Annotated in this window: 16 protein-coding genes and 1 pseudogene; 14 read left to right on the top strand and 3 right to left on the bottom strand. The window is 72.6% G+C overall.

All coding sequences use genetic code 11. The features are described 5' to 3' along the window. Positions 1-45 precede the first annotated feature (45 nt). Positions 46-1341: a polysaccharide deacetylase family protein gene (locus tag B9W62_RS17575; RefSeq protein ID WP_087808041.1), complete on the top strand. Its 1296-nt coding sequence runs from the start codon at positions 46-48 to the stop codon at positions 1339-1341. A 73-nt stretch (positions 1342-1414) separates the two neighbouring features. Here the strand turns inward: B9W62_RS17575 and B9W62_RS17570 are convergent, their stop codons facing one another. Next, a complete protein-coding gene (locus B9W62_RS17570) occupies positions 1415-2395 on the bottom strand; it encodes an ATP-binding protein (protein ID WP_179235537.1) in 981 nt (326 codons plus the stop codon). 111 nt (positions 2396-2506) lie between these two features. On the opposite strand from B9W62_RS17570, the gene B9W62_RS17565 reads away from it, so the two are divergent. Then, on the top strand, positions 2507-3331 hold the full coding sequence (locus B9W62_RS17565; protein WP_087808039.1) for a Fic family protein: 825 nt from the start codon (positions 2507-2509) through the stop codon (positions 3329-3331). Positions 3332-3772: 441 nt separating this feature from the next. Here the strand turns inward: B9W62_RS17565 and B9W62_RS17560 are convergent, their stop codons facing one another. Beyond that, positions 3773-4642, bottom strand: coding sequence for an HAD family hydrolase (locus tag B9W62_RS17560; RefSeq protein ID WP_179235536.1), 870 nt, complete (start codon positions 4640-4642; stop codon positions 3773-3775). 616 nt (positions 4643-5258) lie between these two features. On the opposite strand from B9W62_RS17560, the gene ssd reads away from it, so the two are divergent. The 7 genes and pseudogenes from ssd to B9W62_RS40495 all read left to right on the top strand — a co-directional run. Continuing rightward, complete coding sequence (gene ssd, locus B9W62_RS17555; RefSeq protein WP_087808037.1) at positions 5259-6452, top strand: septum site-determining protein Ssd; 1194 nt, start codon at positions 5259-5261, stop codon at positions 6450-6452. 404 nt (positions 6453-6856) lie between these two features. Further along, positions 6857-8032, top strand: a complete 1176-nt coding sequence (locus B9W62_RS17550) for a TadA family conjugal transfer-associated ATPase (protein ID WP_179235535.1) — start codon at positions 6857-6859, stop codon at positions 8030-8032. A gap of 20 nt (positions 8033-8052) precedes the next feature. Next, the gene (locus tag B9W62_RS17545) at positions 8053-9015 is read left to right on the top strand and encodes a type II secretion system F family protein (RefSeq protein ID WP_373433739.1); all 963 of its coding nucleotides are present in this window, start codon (positions 8053-8055) and stop codon (positions 9013-9015) included. Continuing rightward, positions 9012-9809 carry a type II secretion system F family protein gene (locus B9W62_RS17540; protein WP_087811958.1) on the top strand — a complete coding sequence of 266 codons (798 nt, stop codon included), beginning with the start codon at positions 9012-9014 and terminating at the stop codon, positions 9807-9809. Before B9W62_RS17545 ends, B9W62_RS17540 begins: the two co-directional genes overlap by 4 nt. A 106-nt stretch (positions 9810-9915) precedes the next feature. Next, positions 9916-10155 carry a DUF4244 domain-containing protein gene (locus B9W62_RS17535; RefSeq protein WP_087808035.1) on the top strand — a complete coding sequence of 80 codons (240 nt, stop codon included), beginning with the start codon at positions 9916-9918 and terminating at the stop codon, positions 10153-10155. Further along, a complete protein-coding gene (locus B9W62_RS17530; protein WP_256976462.1) occupies positions 10142-10612 on the top strand; it encodes a TadE family type IV pilus minor pilin in 471 nt (156 codons plus the stop codon). The genes B9W62_RS17535 and B9W62_RS17530 overlap by 14 nt, the downstream gene beginning before the upstream one ends. A gap of 110 nt (positions 10613-10722) precedes the next feature. Further along, positions 10723-11181 (top strand): annotated as a pseudogene (locus B9W62_RS40495) (Rv3654c family TadE-like protein); the annotation flags it as partial. A 142-nt stretch (positions 11182-11323) separates the two neighbouring features. On the opposite strand, the gene B9W62_RS17520 reads toward B9W62_RS40495, so the two are convergent. Next, positions 11324-13798, bottom strand: a complete 2475-nt coding sequence (locus tag B9W62_RS17520) for a DEAD/DEAH box helicase (protein ID WP_179235533.1) — start codon at positions 13796-13798, stop codon at positions 11324-11326. 82 nt (positions 13799-13880) lie between these two features. On the opposite strand from B9W62_RS17520, the gene bldG reads away from it, so the two are divergent. From bldG to B9W62_RS17495, 5 genes are all read left to right on the top strand, one after another. Next, complete coding sequence (bldG, locus tag B9W62_RS17515; protein ID WP_087808032.1) at positions 13881-14222, top strand: anti-sigma factor antagonist BldG; 342 nt, start codon at positions 13881-13883, stop codon at positions 14220-14222. A 109-nt stretch (positions 14223-14331) separates the two neighbouring features. Beyond that, on the top strand, positions 14332-14763 hold the full coding sequence (locus tag B9W62_RS17510; protein WP_087808031.1) for an ATP-binding protein: 432 nt from the start codon (positions 14332-14334) through the stop codon (positions 14761-14763). Positions 14764-15039: 276 nt separating this feature from the next. After that, positions 15040-17445, top strand: a complete 2406-nt coding sequence (locus B9W62_RS17505; protein ID WP_087808030.1) for a sodium-translocating pyrophosphatase — start codon at positions 15040-15042, stop codon at positions 17443-17445. Between the two features lie 218 nt (positions 17446-17663). Next, positions 17664-18254: a small secreted protein gene (locus tag B9W62_RS17500; protein WP_087808029.1), complete on the top strand. Its 591-nt coding sequence runs from the start codon at positions 17664-17666 to the stop codon at positions 18252-18254. Positions 18255-18325: 71 nt separating this feature from the next. Then, positions 18326-19843 (top strand): DUF7059 domain-containing protein, encoded by a 1518-nt coding sequence (locus B9W62_RS17495; RefSeq protein ID WP_087808028.1) that lies wholly within the window; start codon positions 18326-18328, stop codon positions 19841-19843. The last annotated feature ends 63 nt before the right edge of the window (positions 19844-19906 follow it).

Genomic DNA, 19906 nt, shown 5'->3' with positions numbered 1-19906 from the left:
CGCCTAGTCGGCGTTGGCACGAGAGAAGGAAGAAGGTGGGCGGACATGGCCGCCACCCGCAGGATGGCCTCCCACAGGATGGCCGCGCGCGCCGTGGTCGCCGCGGTCTGCGCGGCGGCGCTCGCCGGTTGCGCGATCGACAGCGGCACCGGTTCCGGCGAAGGGACGCGCGGTGCGGAGAAGGAGAAGGGGAAAGCGGCACCGGCGCCCAAGAACGCGGTCCGGCTGATCGGTGACGGTTCCACCGCCTACACCGGGGCCCAGCCGCACCTGCCCCGGCCCGAACGCCTCAAGCCCGGTCAGAAGCCCCCGCAGTTCGTGGTGTTCTCGTGGGACGGCGCGGGTGAGGACAGTCAGAAGCTGTTCTCGCACTTCCGCGAGGTGGCCAAGGAGAACAACGCCACGATGACGTACTTCCTGAGCGGCGTGTACATGCTGCCGTCCGAGAAGCGGGATCTGTACAGCCCGCCCCAGCACTCCCCGGGCCGCTCCGACATCGGTTTCAACGACGAGCAGGGCATCGCCGACACCGTCAAGCAACTGCGGCTGGCGTGGCAGGAGGGCAACGAGATCGGCACTCACTTCAACGGGCACTTCTGCGGCGCGAACGGCGGGGTCGGCGAGTGGTCGGTCGAGGAGTGGAAGGAGGAGATCCAGCAGGCCAAGCAGTTCGTGAAGACCTGGAAGACCAACACCGGGATGAAGAACGCCGCGCCCCTGCCCTTCGACTACGACAAGGAACTGATCGGCGCCCGCACCCCGTGCCTGGAGGGCCAGAAGAACTTCGTGAAGGCGGCGAGCCAGATGGGCTTCCGCTACGACAGCAGCGGCGTGAACAACCAGGTCTGGCCGGCGAAGAAGGAGGGCCTGTGGGACCTGTCCATGCAGCTCGTGCCGTTCCCCGGCCACTCCTACGAGCAGCTCACCATGGACTACAACTACATGGTGAACCAGTCGGGCACCGCCACCCAGGGAGACCCCGCCAAGCGCGAGTTCTGGGGCGACCAGATGCGTGACAGCCTGCTCAAGGGCTTCGAGCGGGCCTACGACGGCAACCGCGCGCCGCTGATCATCGGCAACCACTTCGAGTCCTGGAACGGCGGCACCTACATGCGCGCCGTGGAAGAGGTCGTCGAGACGGTGTGCACCAAGGAGGAGGTGCGCTGCGTCTCCTTCCGGCAGCTCGCGGACTGGCTGGACGCCCAGGACCCCAAGGTCCTGAAGAAGCTGCGCACCCTCGGCGTCGGCGAGGCTCCGAAGAAGAGCTGGGCGTCCTTCCTCTCGGCCGCGCCCGCACCGGCGCCGAAGGGTGTGCCCGGGGCTCCGGCCGCCAAGCCGTAGCGCCGGGCCGCCGCCGGGCGCCGCCGGTCCGCAGGCCGCTCCCGGGGGTAGGAGGGTTGCGGTGACCGGCGGGTCACGCGGGGGCGGCGACCTCCTCGCCGAGGACGAAACCGGGGTCGACCTGCGCCGCCAGGTCGTCCCCGGTGCGCTCGTTGCCCCAGCTGTGGGCGTTCTTCAGGTGGAAGTGGACCATCTGCCGCGTGTAACGCGCCCAGTCCCGCAGCTCGTACGTCGCGTCGACGGCCGTGTGCAGTGCGCGCAGCGCCCGGTCGTTGGCCTCCTCCAGCAGCTCGAACCGGGGCGGGCGGCCCTTCTCCATGGCGCGCACCCAGTCCGAGTGGCCGACGGTGACCAGCAGGTCGTCCCCGACCTGGTCGCGCAGGAAGTCGAGGTCGTCCTGCCCCTGCACCTTGTTGCCGACGACCTTCAGGGTGACGCCGAAGTCGCGGGCGTACTCCTTGTACTGGCGGTAGACGGAGACGCCCTTCCGGGTCGGCTCGGCGACGAGGAACGTGATGTCGAAGCGGGTGAACATGCCGGAGGCGAACGAGTCCGAGCCGGCGGTCATGTCCACCACGACGTACTCGTCACGGCCGTCGACCAGGTGGTTCAGACACAGCTCCACCGCTCCGGTCTTGGAGTGGTAGCAGGCGACTCCCAGGTCGGCGTCCGTGAAGGGCCCGGTGACCATCAAACGGACGGCTCCGCCGTCGAGTTCCACCGGGCGGGCGCAGGCGTCGTAGACCGGGTTGTCCTCGCGCACCCGCAGCAGGCGCGAGCCCCCGCCGGGCGGCGTCGTCTTGATCATCTTGTCGGCGGAGGGGATGCGCGGGTTGCTGCCGCGCAGATGGTCCTTGATCAGCGGGAGGTGCTCGCCCATCGCGGGCAGCGCGGCCGCCTCCGCGTCGTCGAGGCCCAGCGCGGCCCCCAGGTGCTGGTTGATGTCGGCGTCGATCGCGACGACGGGCGCGCCGGTGGCGGCGAGGTGGCGTACGAACAGGGAGGACAGGGTGGTCTTGCCGCTGCCGCCCTTCCCGACGAAAGCAATTTTCATGTTCACCAAGCGTAGTGGTCCGATAGCTGTAGGTGGCATTCGAGACGGGTGAGGGGTGAAGAAGACCACTCATTCGTGGGGCGCGGCGCAGGGTTGCGTAGGGTCTTACTCATGAGTACGACAGGCGCGAACGCCGATCCGCTCGCGGCCCTGGGCGCCCTGCCCGGAGTGGCCGAGTCCGTGGAGTCCGTACGCAAGGCCGTGGACCGCGTCTACGGCCACCGGATCATGCGGCGCCGCAGCAACGAGATCACCGGCGAGGCGGCACTGCGCGGCGCCCGGGGCTCGGCGGCGCTGTCCGGGGCGGACTGGGCCCTGGAGGAGGTGCGCCGGCGCAGCGACTTCAGTGGCGACGGCGAGGCGCGTGTGGTGGGCGCCGCGCTGCGGCTGACCGCCGAGGCGGGGCAGCTGCTGTCCATCTGGCGCCAGTCGCCCCTGCGGGTGCTGGCCCGGCTGCATCTGGTGGCGGCCGCGGACCAGGCCGACGTGGTGGGGCGCCCCCGTCAGCAGGGCGAGCCGGTGGACGAACCGCTCGTCGAGCTGCCGCTGCCCGACGCCGAGGAGGCGCACGGTCGTCTGGAGGGCCTGGCGGCACTGGTCACGGCCGGCGGTTCGGCGCCCGCGCTGGTGACGGCCGCCGTGGTGCACGGGGAACTGCTGGCGCTGCGCCCCTTCGCCTCCCACAACGGCCTGGTCGCGCGCGCCGCGGAGCGGATCGTCCTGGTCGGCAGCGGCCTGGATCCCAAGTCGGTGTGCCCGGCCGAGGTCGGCCACGCCGAGCTGGGGCGTGCCGCCTACCTCGCGGCGCTCGACGGCTACGTCTCCGGAACCCCGGAGGGCATGGCCGCCTGGATCGCCCACTGCGGCAAGGCCGTCGCGCTGGGAGCCCGCGAGTCGACGGCGGTGTGCGAGGCGCTCCAGCGCGGGGCGGCGTAGGGCGGCGGACGGTGGGCCGTCCGGCGGACGGTACAGAAATGCGGCGGTACGAGTGCTCGTACCGCCGCTGGCACGTCCGCCGGGTTACCAAGCGTCCTCGTGATGTGCCCATCAGGCCGGGAACTTCGCCCGTCACCTGGTGCGGCTGGCCCGTAATCGACGGGTCGACGTCGCGTGGGTGCCCGGTGTCCGTGCTCGGTCCGTGGGGCCAAATGCGTGTTTAAGGTGATCCTTTCGGATGTCCCTGGTCTCGCGGGCCGTTGAAACCTTTGTACTACTGGGCCCGGGTAAGCGGAAGTGCTCGCCGCACTTCTTTACTTTCCCGCTCATACGCGGGTGAAAGGGTCGCTCGCGCGGCCGGGCGTACGACGGATGGTGCGGCCGACCGCACGGCAATCGGGGCCGGGTTGGCAGCTCGGTCGGCCGGACGGGCGGGGTCCGTCAGGCCGCTGCCCGGGCTGCCGTGGAACGCCGTCGGCTCGCGTACCAGACGAGGCCCGCGGTCGCGGCCGCGGCGCCTATCGCGGCGGCGGCGACGAGCGCGGGCCGCGGCGGCACGGAGAACCCGCCGATCCGCTGCTTGAGCCGCACCGGACGGTGGAAATCGAGGATCGGCCACTCGCGCGCGAGGGCCTCCCGGCGCAGCGCCCGGTCCGGGTTGACCGCGTGGGGGTGGCCGACGGCCTCCAGCATCGGCAGGTCGGTAGCCGAGTCGCTGTAGGCGTAGCAGCGGGCCAGGTCGTACCCCTCGGATGCGGCCAGCTCCCGGATCGCCTCCGCCTTGGTCGGGCCGTACGCGTAGTACTCCACCTCTCCGGTGAAGCAGCCGTCGTCACCCACGATCATGCGGGTCGCCACCACCCGGTCCGCGCCGAGCAGCTCGCCGATCGGTTCGACGACCTCGGCGCCCGATGTGGAGACGATCACGACGTCCCGCCCGGCGGTGTGGTGCTCCTCGATCAGGGAGGCCGCCTCGTCGTAGATGATCGGGTCGATCAGGTCGTGCAGGGTCTCGGCGACCAGCTCCTTGACCAACTGGACGTTCCACCCCCGGCAGAGTGCGGAGAGGTACTCGCGCATCCGCTCCATCTGGTCGTGGTCGGCACCGCCGGCGAGGAAGACGAACTGGGCATATGCGGTACGCAACACAGCCCTGCGGTTGATCAGCCCGCCTTGGTAGAACGACTTGCTGAACGTGAGCGTGCTCGACTTCGCAATGACCGTCTTGTCCAGGTCGAAGAAGGCCGCCGTGCGGGGCATGGAGTGAGACGCGGAGTGGGATGAGGAGTGGTTTTCCACAACCCTGAGCATAGGCGCAGCCCATTCGGCGTAAGGTGGGGCGCGTGGGTTTGCCTGAGAAGGCTCTCGGGTACACCATGGAAGTCACGGATCGTTCGCGACCGTGCTAACCCGGTCCGACTCCTCCCCCCCCGAGTCGGCCGTGGAGACGACCCCCGCTCTCCCCCCCGGCGGGGGTCGTCGCATGTCCGGACGGGTTTTTCCGCTCTTTCCATGATCTGGGCCCCGCGCCGTGTCGGCGCGGGGCCCAGCTGTCGTGCCGACCGGATTCGACTACACAGCGTAGCCGTCGGACTGCTCTGCGGGAGTCGCACGCGGGGCGGAGAAGGGCCGGACGAGGCTCACCGGTTCGGGTGAGTCGATATTCACAATCGTCGAGTTGTCCACAGTTTTTGACCAAGATCCACACGATTTCCCGGATCGCTGCACCGTGATTCCCATGCGTCCGGGCCGTGCCGAGTTCCCTGTCCGGAACTTTTGCCGGACGCGTGCCGCCGGCCGCTCGGGCGGAGACCGGTTTCCGGTTCTTCCCACGGCCGCACATCGCGGGGCCGCGGGGGCCGTGCGAGAGACCACGAGACACCGGGCGCGACCGCGGGAGCCGCACCGCGCCGAAGGGGGAAAGACCATGACCGGAACCATCACGCACGACCCACCGCCCACCGCCGGAGGACGGCAGGGCGGACCCCTCATCGTCACCGAGGACACGGAACTCCTCGACGACCTGCTGCGCCTGTGCGCCGCCGCCGGTGCCACGCCGGAGGTGCACCACTCGGTGCCCGTGGCGCGGCCTTCGCCGCCTCCGGACCCGACCGGGGCGGCCACGTCCCCGGCACCCGCGCCACCCGCGGCGTCCGGACGACGGAGCGGTTGGGAGACCGCGCCACTGGTCCTCGTCGGGGACGACGCGGCCCGGCGCGTGCGCGGAGCGGTGCGGAGGCGGGGAGTGGTCCTCGTGGGCCGCGACCAGGACGACTCGGGGATCTGGCAGCGGGCCGTCGAGATCGGCGCCGACCACGTCCTGATGCTGCCCGACGGCGAGCAGTGGCTGGTCGACCGCATCGCCGACGTCGCCGAGGGCGTCGGCCGGCCGGCCCTCACCGTCGGCGTCATCGGCGGCCGGGGCGGTGCCGGAGCGTCCACGCTGGCCTGCGCGCTCGCCGTCACCTCCGCGCGGGAGGGGCTGCGCAGTCTGCTGGTGGACGCCGATCCGATGGGCGGCGGCCTCGACGTCCTCCTCGGCGGCGAGACGGCCGACGGGCTGAGGTGGCCGGCGTTCGCGGCCTCGCGCGGACGGGTCGGCGGCGGCGCCCTCGAGGAGTCGCTGCCCGAGCTGCATTCGCTGCGGGTGCTCAGCTGGGACCGGGGCGACTGCGTCGCGGTACCGGCACAGGCCGTACGCGCGGTGCTGGCGGCGGCCCGGCGAAGGGGCGGCACGGTCGTCGTGGACCTGCCGCGCCGCATCGACGACGGCGTCGCCGAGGTCCTCGCACAGCTCGACATCGGGATCCTCGTGGTCCCCGCCGAGCTGCGGGCCGTCGCGGCGGCGGGCCGGGTGGCGGCCGCGGTCGGCATGGTCCTGCGCGACCTGCGGGTCGCGGTGCGCGGGCCCTACGCCTCCGGACTCGACGACCGCGAGGTGGCCAGGCTGCTCGGCATGCCCCTGGTCGGTGAGGTGCCCGTCGAGTCGGGGCTCCTGCGCGCCACGGAGAGCAGACGACCTCCGGGCACCCCTTCCCGAGGCCCGCTGGCGCGTTTCTGCCGGGGGTTCTGGGAGCGGGCGCTGGCGGAGACGGACGGACGGGGCGGGAGCGGTTCATGAGGTGCGTGACGGAATCCGTCGTGAGCGGCGGAAGGCGGGACGGGGTGCATGCAGTGGACCGGGCGGACATCGTGATCGTGGGCGAGCAGGGCCGGGCCTCGGACGCTCCCACCGGGCCGGCCTCGGGGTACGGAACGGGCGGCACGGGGCTGGAGGCGTTCGACGGTCCGGCCGCTCGGGACGGTTCGGGCCGGGCGGTCCGGCCGTGGGGCGGAGCGACCGGGGGATCTACCGCCGAAGGGGCAGCACGCCCGGCCTCCGGGACATCGGCCTCCGAGGCACCGGCACGACCGGCATCCGCCGGATCGCCGGGCTGGGCCTCCGGGCGGGCCCGGACGCGGGCCCGGGATGCCGGTCGGGCAACGGCGACGGCCGCGCAGAGGAGCCCGGACACCGCGGCCGGGATGCTCGACGGTGTGCGGCGGTGGCTCGCCGAGAGCGGTGCGGAACCGACGCCCGCGCGTGTGGCGCAGGCACTGCGGGAGCAGGGGCGGGTGCTGGGCGACGCCGAGGTTCTCGGTGCCGCCCAGCAGCTCAGGTCGGAGCTGGTCGGCAGCGGTCCACTCGAACCGCTGCTCGCCGACCCCTCGGTGACCGACGTCCTGGTGTCCGCCCCGGACCGGGTCTGGGTGGACCGGGGCGGCGGCCTGGAGCTGACGCCGGTCTCCTTCCCCGACGCGGGGGCGGTGCGGCGGCTCGCGCAGCGCCTGGCCACCGTCGCCGGGCGCCGGCTGGACGACGCCCGGCCCTGGGTGGACGCCAGGCTGCCCGACGGCACCCGACTGCACGCGGTGCTGCCACCGGTCGCCGTCGACTGCACCTGCCTGTCGCTGCGGGTGGTACGGCCGCGCGCCTTCACCCTCGACGAGCTGACGGCGGCGGGCACCGTCCCGCCCGGCGGCGACCGCGTGCTGCGCGCCCTGCTGCGGGCCCGGCTGTCCTTCCTCGTCAGCGGCGGTACCGGCAGCGGCAAGACGACACTGCTCAGCGCCCTGCTCGGGCTCGTCGGACCGGACGAGCGCATCGTGCTGGCCGAGGACTCGGCGGAACTGCGGCCCGACCATCCGCACGTCGTCCGTCTGGAGACCAGGCCGGCGAACCAGGAGGCCGCCGGCCTGGTCACTTTGGAGGACCTGGTGCGCCAGGCGCTGCGCATGCGGCCGGACCGGCTGGTCGTGGGCGAGGTGCGCGGCCCCGAAGTGGTCCATCTGCTCGCCGCGCTGAACACGGGGCACGAAGGCGGGTGCGGGACGGTGCACGCCAACACGGCCGTGGACGTACCGGCCCGGCTGGAGGCGCTCGGCACGGCCGCGGGCCTGGACCGTGCGGCTCTGCACAGCCAGCTCGCGGCGGCCCTCTCCGTGGTCCTCCATCTGGTCCGTGACCGCGCGGGACGGCGTCGGATCGCCGAGGTGCACGTGCTGGAACGGGACCCGTCGGGGCTGGTGCGGACGGTGCCGGCGCTGCGATGGGGCGCGGAATCCTTCGTCGCCGAACGCGGCTGGCCGCGGCTGCGGGCGCTGTTGCGCGGTGCGGGGCCCGAGGCACGGGCCGTCGGACGGGAGGCGCAGGGATGCTGAGCGCGACGGGGACGACGGGCGTGCCGGGGGTGGGCGAGCTGTCGACGGGCGTGGCCCTGGTGTGCCTGGGATCAGCCGCCTGGTTGGCCGGCGGGTGGCACTCCGGCGTACGGCGGGCGCGGACGGTCCTCGCCGAAGGCCGGAAGGGCGGGTCGCATGGGACGAGCGGGACGAGCAGGGCTGACGGGGCTGACGGGACGGGCGGGTCGGGCGGAGCGGGAGGGTCGGGCGGAACGAGCAGTACCGGGCCGCCTGCGGCGCGTTGGACGGCGGACGGTTTGCGACGCGTCCGTGGCCGGCTGCGGCCCGAGTGGTGGTCGGTGGCGGCCGGGCTGATGCTGGCGCTCCTGGGCCACTCGGTGCTGCCGATCGTCGCGGGCGCGGCCGGAGTGCCGGTGCTGCGGCGGGTGCGCCTGGCCGGCCGGGAGCGGCGGGCCAGGGAACGCCGGCAGGACGCGGTGATCGCCCTGTGCGGGACGCTTGCCGGGGAGGTGCGGGCGGGGCGGCAACCGGGCGAGGCGCTCCTGTACGCCGCGCACGACTCCGGCGGGCTCGGTGACGCCCAGGCGGCGGTGCTGGCGGCCGCCCGTTTCGGCGGGGACGTCCCCGGCACGCTGGCGGCGGCGGCCGGGCAGCCCGGGTCCGAGGGACTGCGCGGGCTCGCGGCGTGCTGGCGGGTCGCGGTCGACCAGGGGGCCGGGCTCGCGGCCGGGCTCGACCGGCTGGAGGGCGCGCTGCGCGCCGAGCGGGACCAGCGTGCGGATCTGCGCGCCCAGTTGGCGGGCGCGCGGGCCACCGCCGTGATGCTCGCCGGTCTGCCGGTCCTGGGCCTCCTGCTCGGTGTCGCCCTCGGGTCCGACCCGTTGCACGTGCTGCTGCACACCGGAGCCGGGCTGGGCTGTCTGCTGGCCGGTGGGGTCCTGGAGAGCCTGGGCGTGTGGTGGGTGGCGCGGATCGTGCGCGGGGCCGAGGCGGCGTCGTGAACGGCGACCTTGTCCACAGGCTGGGGGCAGTGGTGGGGACGGTACTGGTCGCCGCCTGGCTGGCGCGCGGTTTTGGAGCCGCACGCCGGGAGCGGGCGGTGCGCAGACGGCTCACGGCCCTGCTGGCACCGGAACCGGTCCGTCCCGGCGCACGACGCGCCGAGGTGCTGAGCACCGTCCGCCCCTGGCTGCCGCTGGTCGGCATGTTCGGCGCCGGTTGGGCCCTGGTCGGCGGTGTGGCCGGGGTACTGGTGGGGCTGGTCGGCGCGGCCGCGCTGTGGCGGTGGAGCGCCCGGCGTGCGGCGGCCGGTACGTCGGCGGCCGAGGCTGCTGCCGCTGCGGCCGCCCGTCAACTGCCGTTGGCGGCCGATCTGCTGGCGGCGTGTGTCGCGGCGGGCGCGAGCCCGGTCGCCGCGGCTCGGGCGGTCGGTGATGCCCTGGGCGGACCGGTCGGGGACGCGCTGGGGCGCGGTGCCGCGGAGGTGCGTCTGGGCGGCGAACCGGACGGCGCCTGGCGCGGGTTGGCCGCCGTCGAGGGGGCGGTTCCCCTGGCGCGGCTGCTGGAGCGGGCCGAGGTGTCCGGCCTGGCCGCGGCGGGTCCGGCCGCCCGGTTCGCCGCCCAGGCCCGTGCCGACTGGGCCCGCACCACGACGGCCCGGGCCCGTCGAGCGGCCGTCATGGTCACCGTCCCGGTGGGTTTGTGCTTCCTGCCGGCGTTCATCGCGGTGGGCGTGCTGCCGGTGGTCATCGGGCTGGCCGGCGGGGTGCTGGGACACGGGGGAGGCGGTGGCTGAGGAGACGGGTCGGGCCGGGCCGGCGACGGGGTCGGCGAGTGAGTGTCCGGCGCACGAGCGACGGGCGAGCGAGTGAACAACGGGATCAAGCCTTACGGGGGTTGCGATGTATCAGATGGTGCGGGCACGGCTGGGTGCCCTGGTGGGCGGAGTCGGCACGGCGCTGCGGAGGCGGGCCGCCCGACAGGGCCTTCGCAGGGACGCGGGAATGGTCACTTCCGAGTACGCGATGGGGATCGTCGCCGCGGTGGCCTTCGCCGTCATCCTCTACAAGGTCGTGACCAGCGGCGCGGTCAGCGCGGAGTTGCAGGGCATCGTGAAGGGGGCGCTCGATGCGCGGATGTGAGCGGGCGGCGAGGACGCGGGCGCGAGTACGGGCACGGGCACGGGCCCGTGGCAGCGGACCGGACGGCGGCTTCGTGACGGCGGAGGCGGCCGTGGTGCTGCCGGTGCTGGTGGTGTTCGCGATGGCGCTGGTGTGGGGACTGCTGGTGGTGGCCGCCCAGATCCAGTGCGTGGACGCGGCCCGGACGGGCGCCCGTGCGGCGGCACGGCAGGACCCGGTCGACGAGGTCGTGCAGGTCGCCCGCGAGGCGGCCCCGAGCGGGGCGCGGGTCACGGTGAGCCGGGAGGCGGGGCTGGTCCACGTGGTCGTGGTCGCCGACCCACCGGCTCTGCACGGACTGCCGTTCCAGGTACGGGAGGAGGCCGTGGCTTCGGCGGAGCAGATGACGGAGTCGGAGCCGGACCCGGAGCCGGCACCGGCGGCTGCGGCACCGGCGAGACCGCGGGTGGGGCGGTGAGGGGCGGTGCCTGGCCCCGGCCGACGATCGGCCGGGGCGGCACCGGAGCGGCGGCCGGCCCGGCCCCCGCGGCCGGCCCGGCCCCAGCGGGCGGCCACGATCAGGGTCCCGTGTCCGGGAACGCTCCCGCCCTGGACGGCTGCCAGGGTCGGCCCTTCGCCCCCGCACCTGCCTCCGCACCTGCCCCCGCGCAGGCGTCTGCTCTCCGCACGGCATCCGACCGGGGCTCGGCGACCGTGTGGAGCGTTGTCGCCGTCGCCGTTCTGTGCCTGGTCTTCGGCGTGGTGCTGGCCCTGGGGCAGGCCGTCATGGCCCGCCATCGGGCGGCCGGCGGCGCCGATATGGCGGCACTCGCGGCGGCGGACCACTGGGCACTGGGCGGCACGGCGGCGTGCGAGCGGGCGAGCCGGGTCGCGCGGGCGCAGCGGGTGCGGCTGGTGAGGTGTGTGATCACTGGGCAGGTCTCGGACGTGACGGCGGCGTCGGGCAGGGGCCCGTTCACGGCGGAGGTCCGGGCGAGGGCGGGCCCGGCCGCCTCGCTCACGACACCGGCACCAGTCCCGCCGCCCCAGCCCTCCGCACCGGCTGCGCCTTCCGCAGCGACTGCGCCCTCCGCACAGAATGTGCCTTCCGCAGCGACTGCGCCCTCCGCGCCGAACGCGCTCCCCGCAGCGACTGTGTACTCCGTAGCGGCTCCGCCCTCCGCACCGTCTACCCAGCCTCCGCCGCCTCAGCCGACTCCTCCGCCCCTCGCAGCAGCACCGTGAGGAGCCGTACGGCCCCCCGCTTGTGCAGCGGATCGTTGCCGTTGCCGCACTTGGGGGACTGGATGCACGACGGACAGCCCGCGTCGCACTCGCAGGAGGCGATGGCCTCCCGGGTGGCCGTGAGCCAGTCGCGGGCCGTGTGGAAGGCACGCTCGGCGAAGCCCGCGCCACCGGGGTGGCCGTCGTACACGAAGACCGTCGGCAGCAGCGTGTCCGGGTGCAGGGGGATCGACACGCCGCCGATGTCCCAGCGGTCGCAGGTCGCGAACAGGGGCAGCATGCCGATGGAGGCGTGCTCGGCGGCGTGCAGGGCCCCGCCGAGGATCTCCGGGTTGATCCGGGCCGCGTCCAGCTGGTCCTCGGTGACCGTCCACCACACCGCGCGGGTGCGCAGCGTCCGGGGCGGGAGGTCGAGCTTCGTCTCGCCCAGGACCTCGCCGGTGATCAGGCGCCGGCGCAGGAAGGAGACCACTTGGTTGGTGACCTCGACGGAGCCGTAGCAGAGGCGGCCGTCGCCCCAGGGGACCTCGACGTCGGTCTCCAGGACCGAGATCGCCGTCGTGTCGCGGGCCACGGTCGAGTAGGCGGGGGTCGCCTGCTCGACCAGCGCGACGGAGTCCTCCAGGTCGAGGGAGCGGACGAGGTACGTGCGCCCCTGGTGGAGGTGGACGGCGCCCTCGTGGACGGACGTGTGGGCGGCACCGGCGTCGACGGTGCCCAGCAGCCGTCCCGTGCCGTCCTCGACGACCTGGACCGGACGTCCGCCCTCGCCGCGGATGTCCGTGAGGTCGGCGGCTCGCTCGCGGCGTGTCCAGTGCCAGGCACGGGTCCGCCGGCGCAGCAGCTTCGCCGCCTCCAGCTGGGGCAGCAGTTCCTCGCAGGCCGGACCGAAGAGCTTCAGGTCCTCCTCCGTCAGGGGCAGTTCCGCCGCTGCCGCGCACAGATGGGGGGCGAGGACGTACGGATTGTCGGGGTCGAGGACCGTGGACTCCACCGGCTGGTCGAACAGCGCCTCCGGGTGGTGGACGAGGAAGGTGTCCAGCGGGTCGTCACGGGCGACCAGCACGGCCAGCGCCCCTTGCCCGGACCGGCCCGCCCGGCCCGCCTGCTGCCACAGCGAGGCCCGCGTGCCCGGGTATCCGGCGATCACCACGGCGTCCAGGCCGGAGATGTCGAGGCCGAGTTCCAGGGCGTTCGTCGCCGCGAGGCCGAGGAGGTCGCCGGAGTGCAGGGCGCGTTCCAGGGCGCGGCGCTCCTCGGGGAGGTAGCCGCCGCGGTACGCCGCCACGCGCCCGGCCAGGGAGCGGTCGACCTCGGCCAGGCGCTCCTGGGCGATCACGGAGATCAGCTCCGCGCCGCGCCGGGACCGCACGAACGTGATCGAACGCATGCCCTGCACGGTGAGGTCGGTGAGCAGGTCGGCGGCTTCGGCGGTGGCCGTGCGGCGGACCGGCGCGCCCTTCTCGCCCTCCAGCTCGGTCAGCGGCGGCTCCCACAGGGCGAACACCAGTTCACCGCGCGGTGACGCGTCGTCGGCGACCTCGATCACCGGGACCCCGGTGAGCCGGCGGGCCGCCACCGCGGGCTCGGCGGCGGTGGCGGAGGCGAGCAGGAACACCGGCGACGCGCCGTACCGGGCACACAGTCTGCGCAGTCGGCGCAGCACCTGGGCGACGTGGGAGCCGAAGACGCCCCGGTAGGTGTGGCACTCGTCGATGACGACGTACTTCAGCGCCTTCAGGAAGGACGACCAGCGGGGATGCGAGGGCAGGATGCCGCGGTGCAGCATGTCCGGGTTGGTCAGCACGTACGTTCCGTACTGGCGGATCCACTCGCGTTCCTCGAACGGGGTGTCGCCGTCGTAGACCGCGGCCCGGACGGATGTGCCGAGAGGATGTGAAATTTCCTTCACGGACCGGCACTGGTCGGCCGCGAGTGCCTTGGTGGGGGCCAGGTAGAGCGTGGTGGCGCCGCGCCCGTTCGGTGCCTCTGAGCCGTCCACGAGGGCCGACAGGACCGGCACCAGATAGGCCAGGGACTTGCCCGACGCGGTGCCCGTGGCGACGACCACCGAGTCGCCGTCCAGCGCGTGCTCGGCCACGCGTGCCTGGTGGGCCCAGGGGTGTTCGATGCCCGCGGCACGCACCGCGGCCAGCACCTCCGGCCGAATCCGGTCCGGCCAGACGGCATGACGGCCCGCACGCGGGGGCAAGTGCTCCGTATGAGTGATGCGCGCAGCCCGGCTCGGTCCCGCGGCGAGCCGGTCCAGGAGCATGCCTGGTTCCGGCCGGGAGCCGGGCTCCGCCGGGGATCGATCGGGTCGGTGATTCTTGGCCATCGGCACCGAGTCTGTCACTGGCGTGACGGACAATGGGACCAAGGCGTCGTGCACGCCTGCCGGTAAGTGATTGAATGCCATCGCGGCTGGCGAACCGTCCTGGGGGCTTCAAGCCGAGGTGTCCCGAGGGACGACCGCTCGATAGCAAGGTGCTGGAGGATCCGTGGACCTGTCCCTGTCGACCCGTACCGTCGGCGATCGTACGGTCGTCGAGGTCGGTGGCGAAATTGACGTATACACCGCGCCCAAGCTGCGTGAGCAGCTGGTCGAGCTCGTGAACGACGGGAGTTTCCACCTCGTCGTCGACATGGAGGGCGTGGACTTCCTCGACTCCTCAGGGCTCGGCGTGCTGGTGGGTGGACTGAAGCGGGTGCGTGCCCATGAGGGCTCGCTGCGCCTCGTCTGCAACCAGGAGCGCATTCTCAAGATCTTCCGTATCACCGGCCTCACCAAGGTGTTTCCCATTCACACCTCGGTCGAGGAAGCGGTGGCGGCCACCGACTGACGACCGGCCCCGGGTCCTGTGCGGCCCGGGGCAGCAAGCGAACGAAGGGGGTCCGGGCTGTCGGCGGCCCGGACCCTCGAAAGCACGCCCGTAGTTCCGAGGGGGATGCATGGCCACCGTCGAACTCCGCTTCAGCGCGCTGCCCGAGCACGTCCGCACCGCCCGTCTGGTGGCGGCCGCGGTGGCGCGCAGGGCCGGAGTGGACGAGGCCGTCCTCGACGAGGTCAGGCTCGCCGTCGGTGAGGCCTGCACCCGGGCCGTGGGCCTGCATCAGCATGTCGGCATCACGGCGCCGGTCAAGGTGGCGCTGATCGAGGAGGAGAAGCAGTTCTCCATCGAGGTCGGCGACGAGGCGCCGCACGCCGTCCCCGGGGTGAAGACCTCGGGGGACGCCGCCGACGAGCTGGAGGCCGAGGAGGACGAGATGGGCCTCGCGGTCATCAGCGGACTCGTCGACGACGTGGAGGTCACGGCGGGCGAGGACGGCGGGCTGATTCGCATGACCTGGCCGACCGCGCCGGCGATGCTGCCGCCGGTCTGATCCCCGCGCCGACCCCGTATCACCCGAAGGGCCCCACCTGGTGGGGCCCTTTGTCATGTGCGGACATACATTGGGGTCGTGCGCGCGCCAAGTGAATTCCTTCACGATCAATCGTCCGAGAATTGATCACGGCATTAATGCCGGAGGGGCATTACTACTTCCGGCCCCCGTGCGGTTGACAGGTCAATTCTATTTGTCGTGCACTGTTTTGATCAGGTTCCGGTCCCTACAATCCCGTCCACATCTTGAGCTCAGCCCAAGCGTCAAGGAGGACGAATGGCGGAGCTTTCCACCCCTCATCAGTTGGGCGATCCCTCCCACCTCGCAGCCGCCGTGCTGACCGACTCGAACCGCGTCCTGGTCGCGGTGATCGCGGTCGTCGCCCTGGCCGCGCTGGCGCTCGCCGGAGTCCTGGTGCGCCAGGTGCTCGCGGCGGGCGAGGGAACCGACAGCATGAAAAAGATCGCGGCGGCCGTCCAGGAAGGCGCGAACGCCTACCTGGCCCGGCAGTTGCGCACGCTCGGCGTATTCGCCGTCGTCGTGTTCTTCCTGCTCATGCTGCTGCCCGCGGACGACTGGAATCAACGTGCCGGACGTTCGATCTTCTTCTTGATCGGCGCGGCGTTCTCGGCGGCCACCGGCTATATCGGTATGTGGCTCGCCGTGCGCAGCAATGTACGCGTCGCCGCGGCGGCGCGGGAAGCGACACCGGCCCCCGGCGAACCGGAAAAGGATCTCACTCTCGTCTCGCACAAAGCGACGAAGATCGCGTTTCGCACGGGCGGCGTCGTCGGCATGTTCACGGTGGGGCTCGGTCTGCTGGGCGCCTGCTGCGTGGTGCTGGTGTACGCGGCCGACGCGCCGAAGGTCCTGGAGGGCTTCGGCCTCGGTGCCGCGCTGATCGCGATGTTCATGCGGGTCGGCGGCGGCATCTTCACCAAGGCCGCCGACGTCGGCGCCGACCTGGTCGGCAAGGTCGAGCAGGGCATTCCGGAGGACGATCCGCGCAATGCCGCGACCATCGCCGACAACGTGGGCGACAACGTCGGCGACTGCGCGGGCATGGCGGCCGACCTCTTCGAGTCGTACGCGGTCACCCTGGTGGCCGCGCTGATCCTCGGCAAGGTGGCGTTCGGGGACTCCGGGCTGGCGTTCCCGCTGCTGGTCCCGGCGATCGGCGTGCTCACGGCGATGATCGGGATCTTCGCGGTGGCGCCCCGGCGGTCCGACCGCAGCGGCATGAGCGCGATCAACCGGGGCTTCTTCATCTCCGCGGTGATCTCGCTGGTGCTGGTGGCGGTCGCCGTCTTCGTCTACCTGCCCGGCAGCTACGCCGACCTGGACGGCGTCACCGACGCGGCGATCGCCGGGCGGGACGGCGACCCGCGGATCCTCGCGCTCGTCGCGGTCGCGATCGGCATCGTGCTCGCCGCCCTGATCCAGCAGCTCACCGGCTACTTCACCGAGACCACCAGGCGCCCCGTCAAGGACATCGGCAAGACCTCGCTCACCGGTCCCGCCACCGTCGTCCTCGCCGGAATCTCGCTCGGTCTCGAATCCGCCGTCTACACCGCCCTGCTGATCGGCCTCGGTGTCTACGGGGCCTTCCTGCTCGGCGGCACGTCGATCATGCTGGCGCTCTTCGCGGTGGCGCTGGCCGGCACCGGCCTGCTCACCACGGTCGGCGTCATCGTCGCCATGGACACCTTCGGGCCGGTCTCCGACAACGCGCAGGGCATCGCCGAGATGTCCGGCGACGTCGAGGGCGCCGGCGCGCAGGTCCTCACCGACCTGGACGCCGTCGGCAACACCACCAAGGCCATCACCAAGGGCATCGCCATCGCCACCGCCGTACTCGCCGCCGCGGCCCTGTTCGGGTCGTACCGCGACGCCATCACCACCGGCGCGGCGGACGTGGGCGAGAAACTCAGCGGCGAGGGCGCGCCGATGAACCTGATGATGGACATCTCACAGCCCAACAACCTCGTCGGGCTCATCGCCGGGGCAGCGGTCGTCTTCCTCTTCTCGGGGCTGGCGATCAACGCGGTCTCGCGGTCGGCGGGCGCGGTGGTCTTCGAGGTGCGCCGGCAGTTCCGGGAACGGCCCGGAATCATGGACTACAGCGAGAAACCCGAGTACGGCAAGGTCGTCGACATCTGCACCAGGGACGCCCTGCGGGAACTCGCCACGCCCGGACTGCTCGCCGTGATGGCGCCCATCTTCATCGGGTTCACGCTCGGCGTGGGCGCGCTCGGCGCGTTTCTGGCGGGCGCGATCGGCGCCGGGACGCTGATGGCGGTGTTCCTCGCCAACTCCGGCGGTTCCTGGGACAACGCCAAGAAACTCGTCGAGGACGGCCACCACGGCGGCAAGGGCAGCGAGGCCCACGCCGCCACCGTGATCGGCGACACGGTCGGCGACCCGTTCAAGGACACCGCGGGTCCGGCGATCAACCCGCTGCTGAAGGTCATGAACCTGGTGGCGCTGCTCATCGCGCCCGCGGTCATCAAGTTCTCGTACGGAGCCGACAAGAGCGTCGGTGTACGGGTGCTGATCGCCGTCGTCGCGTTCGTCGTCATCGCGGCGGCGGTCTACGTGTCCAAGCGGCGCGGGATCGCGATGGGTGACGAGGACGACTCCGACCAGGAGCCCAAGTCGGCCGACCCTGCGGTGGTTTCGTAGATTTCGCCCTGGGTCCCGCGGTACCGCCGCGCGTGAGGTGCGGCTCAAAGGACGGGCGGGCGGCGCGTGTTGACGCGTCGTCCGCCCGTCTCGCGCGTGCGCGCATCCGTCACCGTGAGCCTTCTCTCTCTTGGTGCAAATGGCTTCAATACGGTCTTAACGGATGTTCGTCCGGTGGATGTCCTCCATCCGGCGTGTATGTTCCGGGGCCGAGAGCCATGGAAGGGACCAATCCGGTGAACAAGAAGCTCGCGGCCGCACTGTCCGGCGGTGCGGTACTGGTACTGGCGCTGACGGGATGCAGCAGCAGCGACGACAACGAGAAGCTGGACTCCTGGGCCAAGGAGGTCTGCCAGGGCGTGCAGCCGCAGGCCAAGAAGATCGAGGCGGCCAACGCGGCGATCCAGAAGGAGACCTCGGACAACAGCACCCCCGCCGAGGTCCAGAAGACCGACGCCAAGGCGTTCCAGGACATGTCCGACGCCTACAAGGCGATGGGCGCCACCGTCCAGAAGGCCGGCCCCCCGGACGTCGACGACGGCGAGAAGAAGCAGAAGGACGCCGTCACCGAGCTGAACGGCCTCTCCTCCTCCTACGCCTCCCTGCGCAAGCAGGTGGAGGACCTCAACACCAAGGACCAGGCCGAGTTCGCCGACGGCCTCAAGGACATCGCCACCGAGCTGAACAAGCTCAGCAAGAGCGGCAGCAACGCGCTGAAGACCCTGGAGGAGGGCGACGTCGGCAAGGCGATGGCCAAGCAGCCCAGCTGCAAGTCGGCCTCGGTGACGCCGTCGGCCGCCCAGGGCTGACGGGGGCCGACGTCCCCGCGCGGACACGCGGACACGGGGCGGGGCGGTGACCGCCGGGCCACAATGGGGGAGTGAGTAACGCCAGCCTGTCCCCCCTGCCCTCCACCGACCGCCCCGACGTCACCGCCCGGCTGCGGGACGCCCTGCTCGGGGCGTCCTTCACCGCCGACGGACTGCTGGAGCTGCTCGGCGCCCCCGCGTACGCGGCGCTGTCGCGCAGCGAGACCGTGCCCGCGCTCCGGGCGACCCGCGGCGACACGCCGCTGGAACTGCTCGTCCGGCTGTTCCTGCTCCAGCAACCCGTCCCCCACGCGCGCGTAGGGGGCGTCCTGCCCGTCGACGCCTGCCTGGAGAGCGGATGGCTCGACCGCGCGGGCGACGACGAGGTCGCGGCCACCGTGGACGTGCGGCCCTACGGCGGCCCCGGCGGCGAGGACTGGTTCATCGTCTCCGACCTGGGCTGCGCGGTCGGCGGCGCGGGCGGCATCGGCAACCACGCCGAAGGCGTCGTCCTCGGCGTCGGCGGCGCCTCCACGACCCTGGCGGGCCTCACCGTCCGTACGCCCGTCTCCGCCGCCCTCGACCTCGGCACCGGCTCCGGCATCCAGGCGCTGCACGCCGCCGTGCACGCCACCCGCGTGACGGCCACCGACGTCAACCCGCGCGCGCTGCACATCGCCGCGCTCACCCTCGCCCTGTCTGGAGCCCCGGCCGCCGACCTGCGCGAGGGCTCCCTCTACGAGCCGGTCGCCGACGACGAGACGTACGACCTGATCGTCTCCAACCCGCCGTTCGTGATCTCGCCCGGCGCCCGACTCACCTACCGCGACGGCGGGATGGGCGGGGACGATCTGTGCCGCTCGCTCGTTCAGCAGACGGGTGAGCGCCTGAACGAGGGCGGGTTCGCGCACTTCCTCGCCAACTGGCAGCACGTGGAGGGGGAGGACTGGACGGACCGGCTGCGCTCCTGGGTGCCGCGCGGCTGCGACGCCTGGATCGTGCAGCGCGAGGTGCAGGACGTCACCCAGTACGCCGAGCTGTGGCTCAGGGACGCGGGCGACCACCGCGGCGACCCGGCCGAGTACCAGGCCCGGTACGACGCCTGGCTGGACGAGTTCGAGGCGCGCAAGGTCAAGGCCGTCGGCTTCGGCTGGATCACGCTGCGCCGCACCGGGGCCGCGGAGCCCTCGGTCGTCGCCGAGGAGTGGCCGCACCCGGTCGAGCAGCCGCTCGGCGAGACCGTGCGCGCCCACTTCGACCGCGTCGACTACCTGCGCGCCCACGACGACGCCGCTCTGCTGGAGGCGCACTTCACGCTGTCCGGCGAGGTCGTCCAGGAGCAGGTCGGGCTGCCCGGTGCCGAGGACCCGGAGCACGTCGTCCTGCGCCAGAACCGCGGCATGCGCCGGGCCACCCGGGTCGACACCGTCGGCGCCGGGTTCGCGGGCGTCTGCGACGGCACCATGAGCGCGGGCCGGATTCTGGACGCCATCGCCCAGCTGGTCGGCGAGGACCCGGTGGCCCTGCGCGACCGCACGCCCGCGCAGATCCGGCTGCTGGTGGAGCAGGGGTTCCTCGAACCGGCGTAGGACCGGCGTAGCGGGGCCGAGCCGCCGGGCGTGGGTGCGCGCAGCGCCGTCGGGTGGGTGCGC

Source organism: Streptomyces sp. CS113, from assembly GCF_002188365.1.
Taxonomy (GTDB): domain Bacteria; phylum Actinomycetota; class Actinomycetes; order Streptomycetales; family Streptomycetaceae; genus Streptomyces; species Streptomyces tendae.
Note: the sequence above shows the minus strand (reverse complement) of the source record. Positions and strands in the feature narration are given on the sequence as shown.

What these genes read in the sequence shown, in the direction of transcription:
- B9W62_RS17560 (WP_179235536.1), bottom strand. Translation starts at nt 4,642, where the DNA reads ATGCTCAGGGTTGTGGAAAACCACTCCTCATCCCACTCCGCGTCTCAC.
- B9W62_RS17505 (WP_087808030.1), top strand. Translation starts at nt 15,040, where the DNA reads ATGGCGGAGCTTTCCACCCCTCATCAGTTGGGCGATCCCTCCCACCTC.
- B9W62_RS17575 (WP_087808041.1), top strand. Translation starts at nt 46, where the DNA reads ATGGCCGCCACCCGCAGGATGGCCTCCCACAGGATGGCCGCGCGCGCC.
- B9W62_RS17530 (WP_256976462.1), top strand. Translation starts at nt 10,142, where the DNA reads ATGCGCGGATGTGAGCGGGCGGCGAGGACGCGGGCGCGAGTACGGGCA.
- B9W62_RS17500 (WP_087808029.1), top strand. Translation starts at nt 17,664, where the DNA reads ATGGAAGGGACCAATCCGGTGAACAAGAAGCTCGCGGCCGCACTGTCC.
- B9W62_RS17520 (WP_179235533.1), bottom strand. Translation starts at nt 13,798, where the DNA reads ATGGCATTCAATCACTTACCGGCAGGCGTGCACGACGCCTTGGTCCCA.
- B9W62_RS17535 (WP_087808035.1), top strand. Translation starts at nt 9,916, where the DNA reads ATGTATCAGATGGTGCGGGCACGGCTGGGTGCCCTGGTGGGCGGAGTC.
- B9W62_RS17565 (WP_087808039.1), top strand. Translation starts at nt 2,507, where the DNA reads ATGAGTACGACAGGCGCGAACGCCGATCCGCTCGCGGCCCTGGGCGCC.
- B9W62_RS17550 (WP_179235535.1), top strand. Translation starts at nt 6,857, where the DNA reads ATGCTCGACGGTGTGCGGCGGTGGCTCGCCGAGAGCGGTGCGGAACCG.
- B9W62_RS17570 (WP_179235537.1), bottom strand. Translation starts at nt 2,395, where the DNA reads ATGAAAATTGCTTTCGTCGGGAAGGGCGGCAGCGGCAAGACCACCCTG.
- ssd (WP_087808037.1), top strand. Translation starts at nt 5,259, where the DNA reads ATGACCGGAACCATCACGCACGACCCACCGCCCACCGCCGGAGGACGG.
- B9W62_RS17510 (WP_087808031.1), top strand. Translation starts at nt 14,332, where the DNA reads ATGGCCACCGTCGAACTCCGCTTCAGCGCGCTGCCCGAGCACGTCCGC.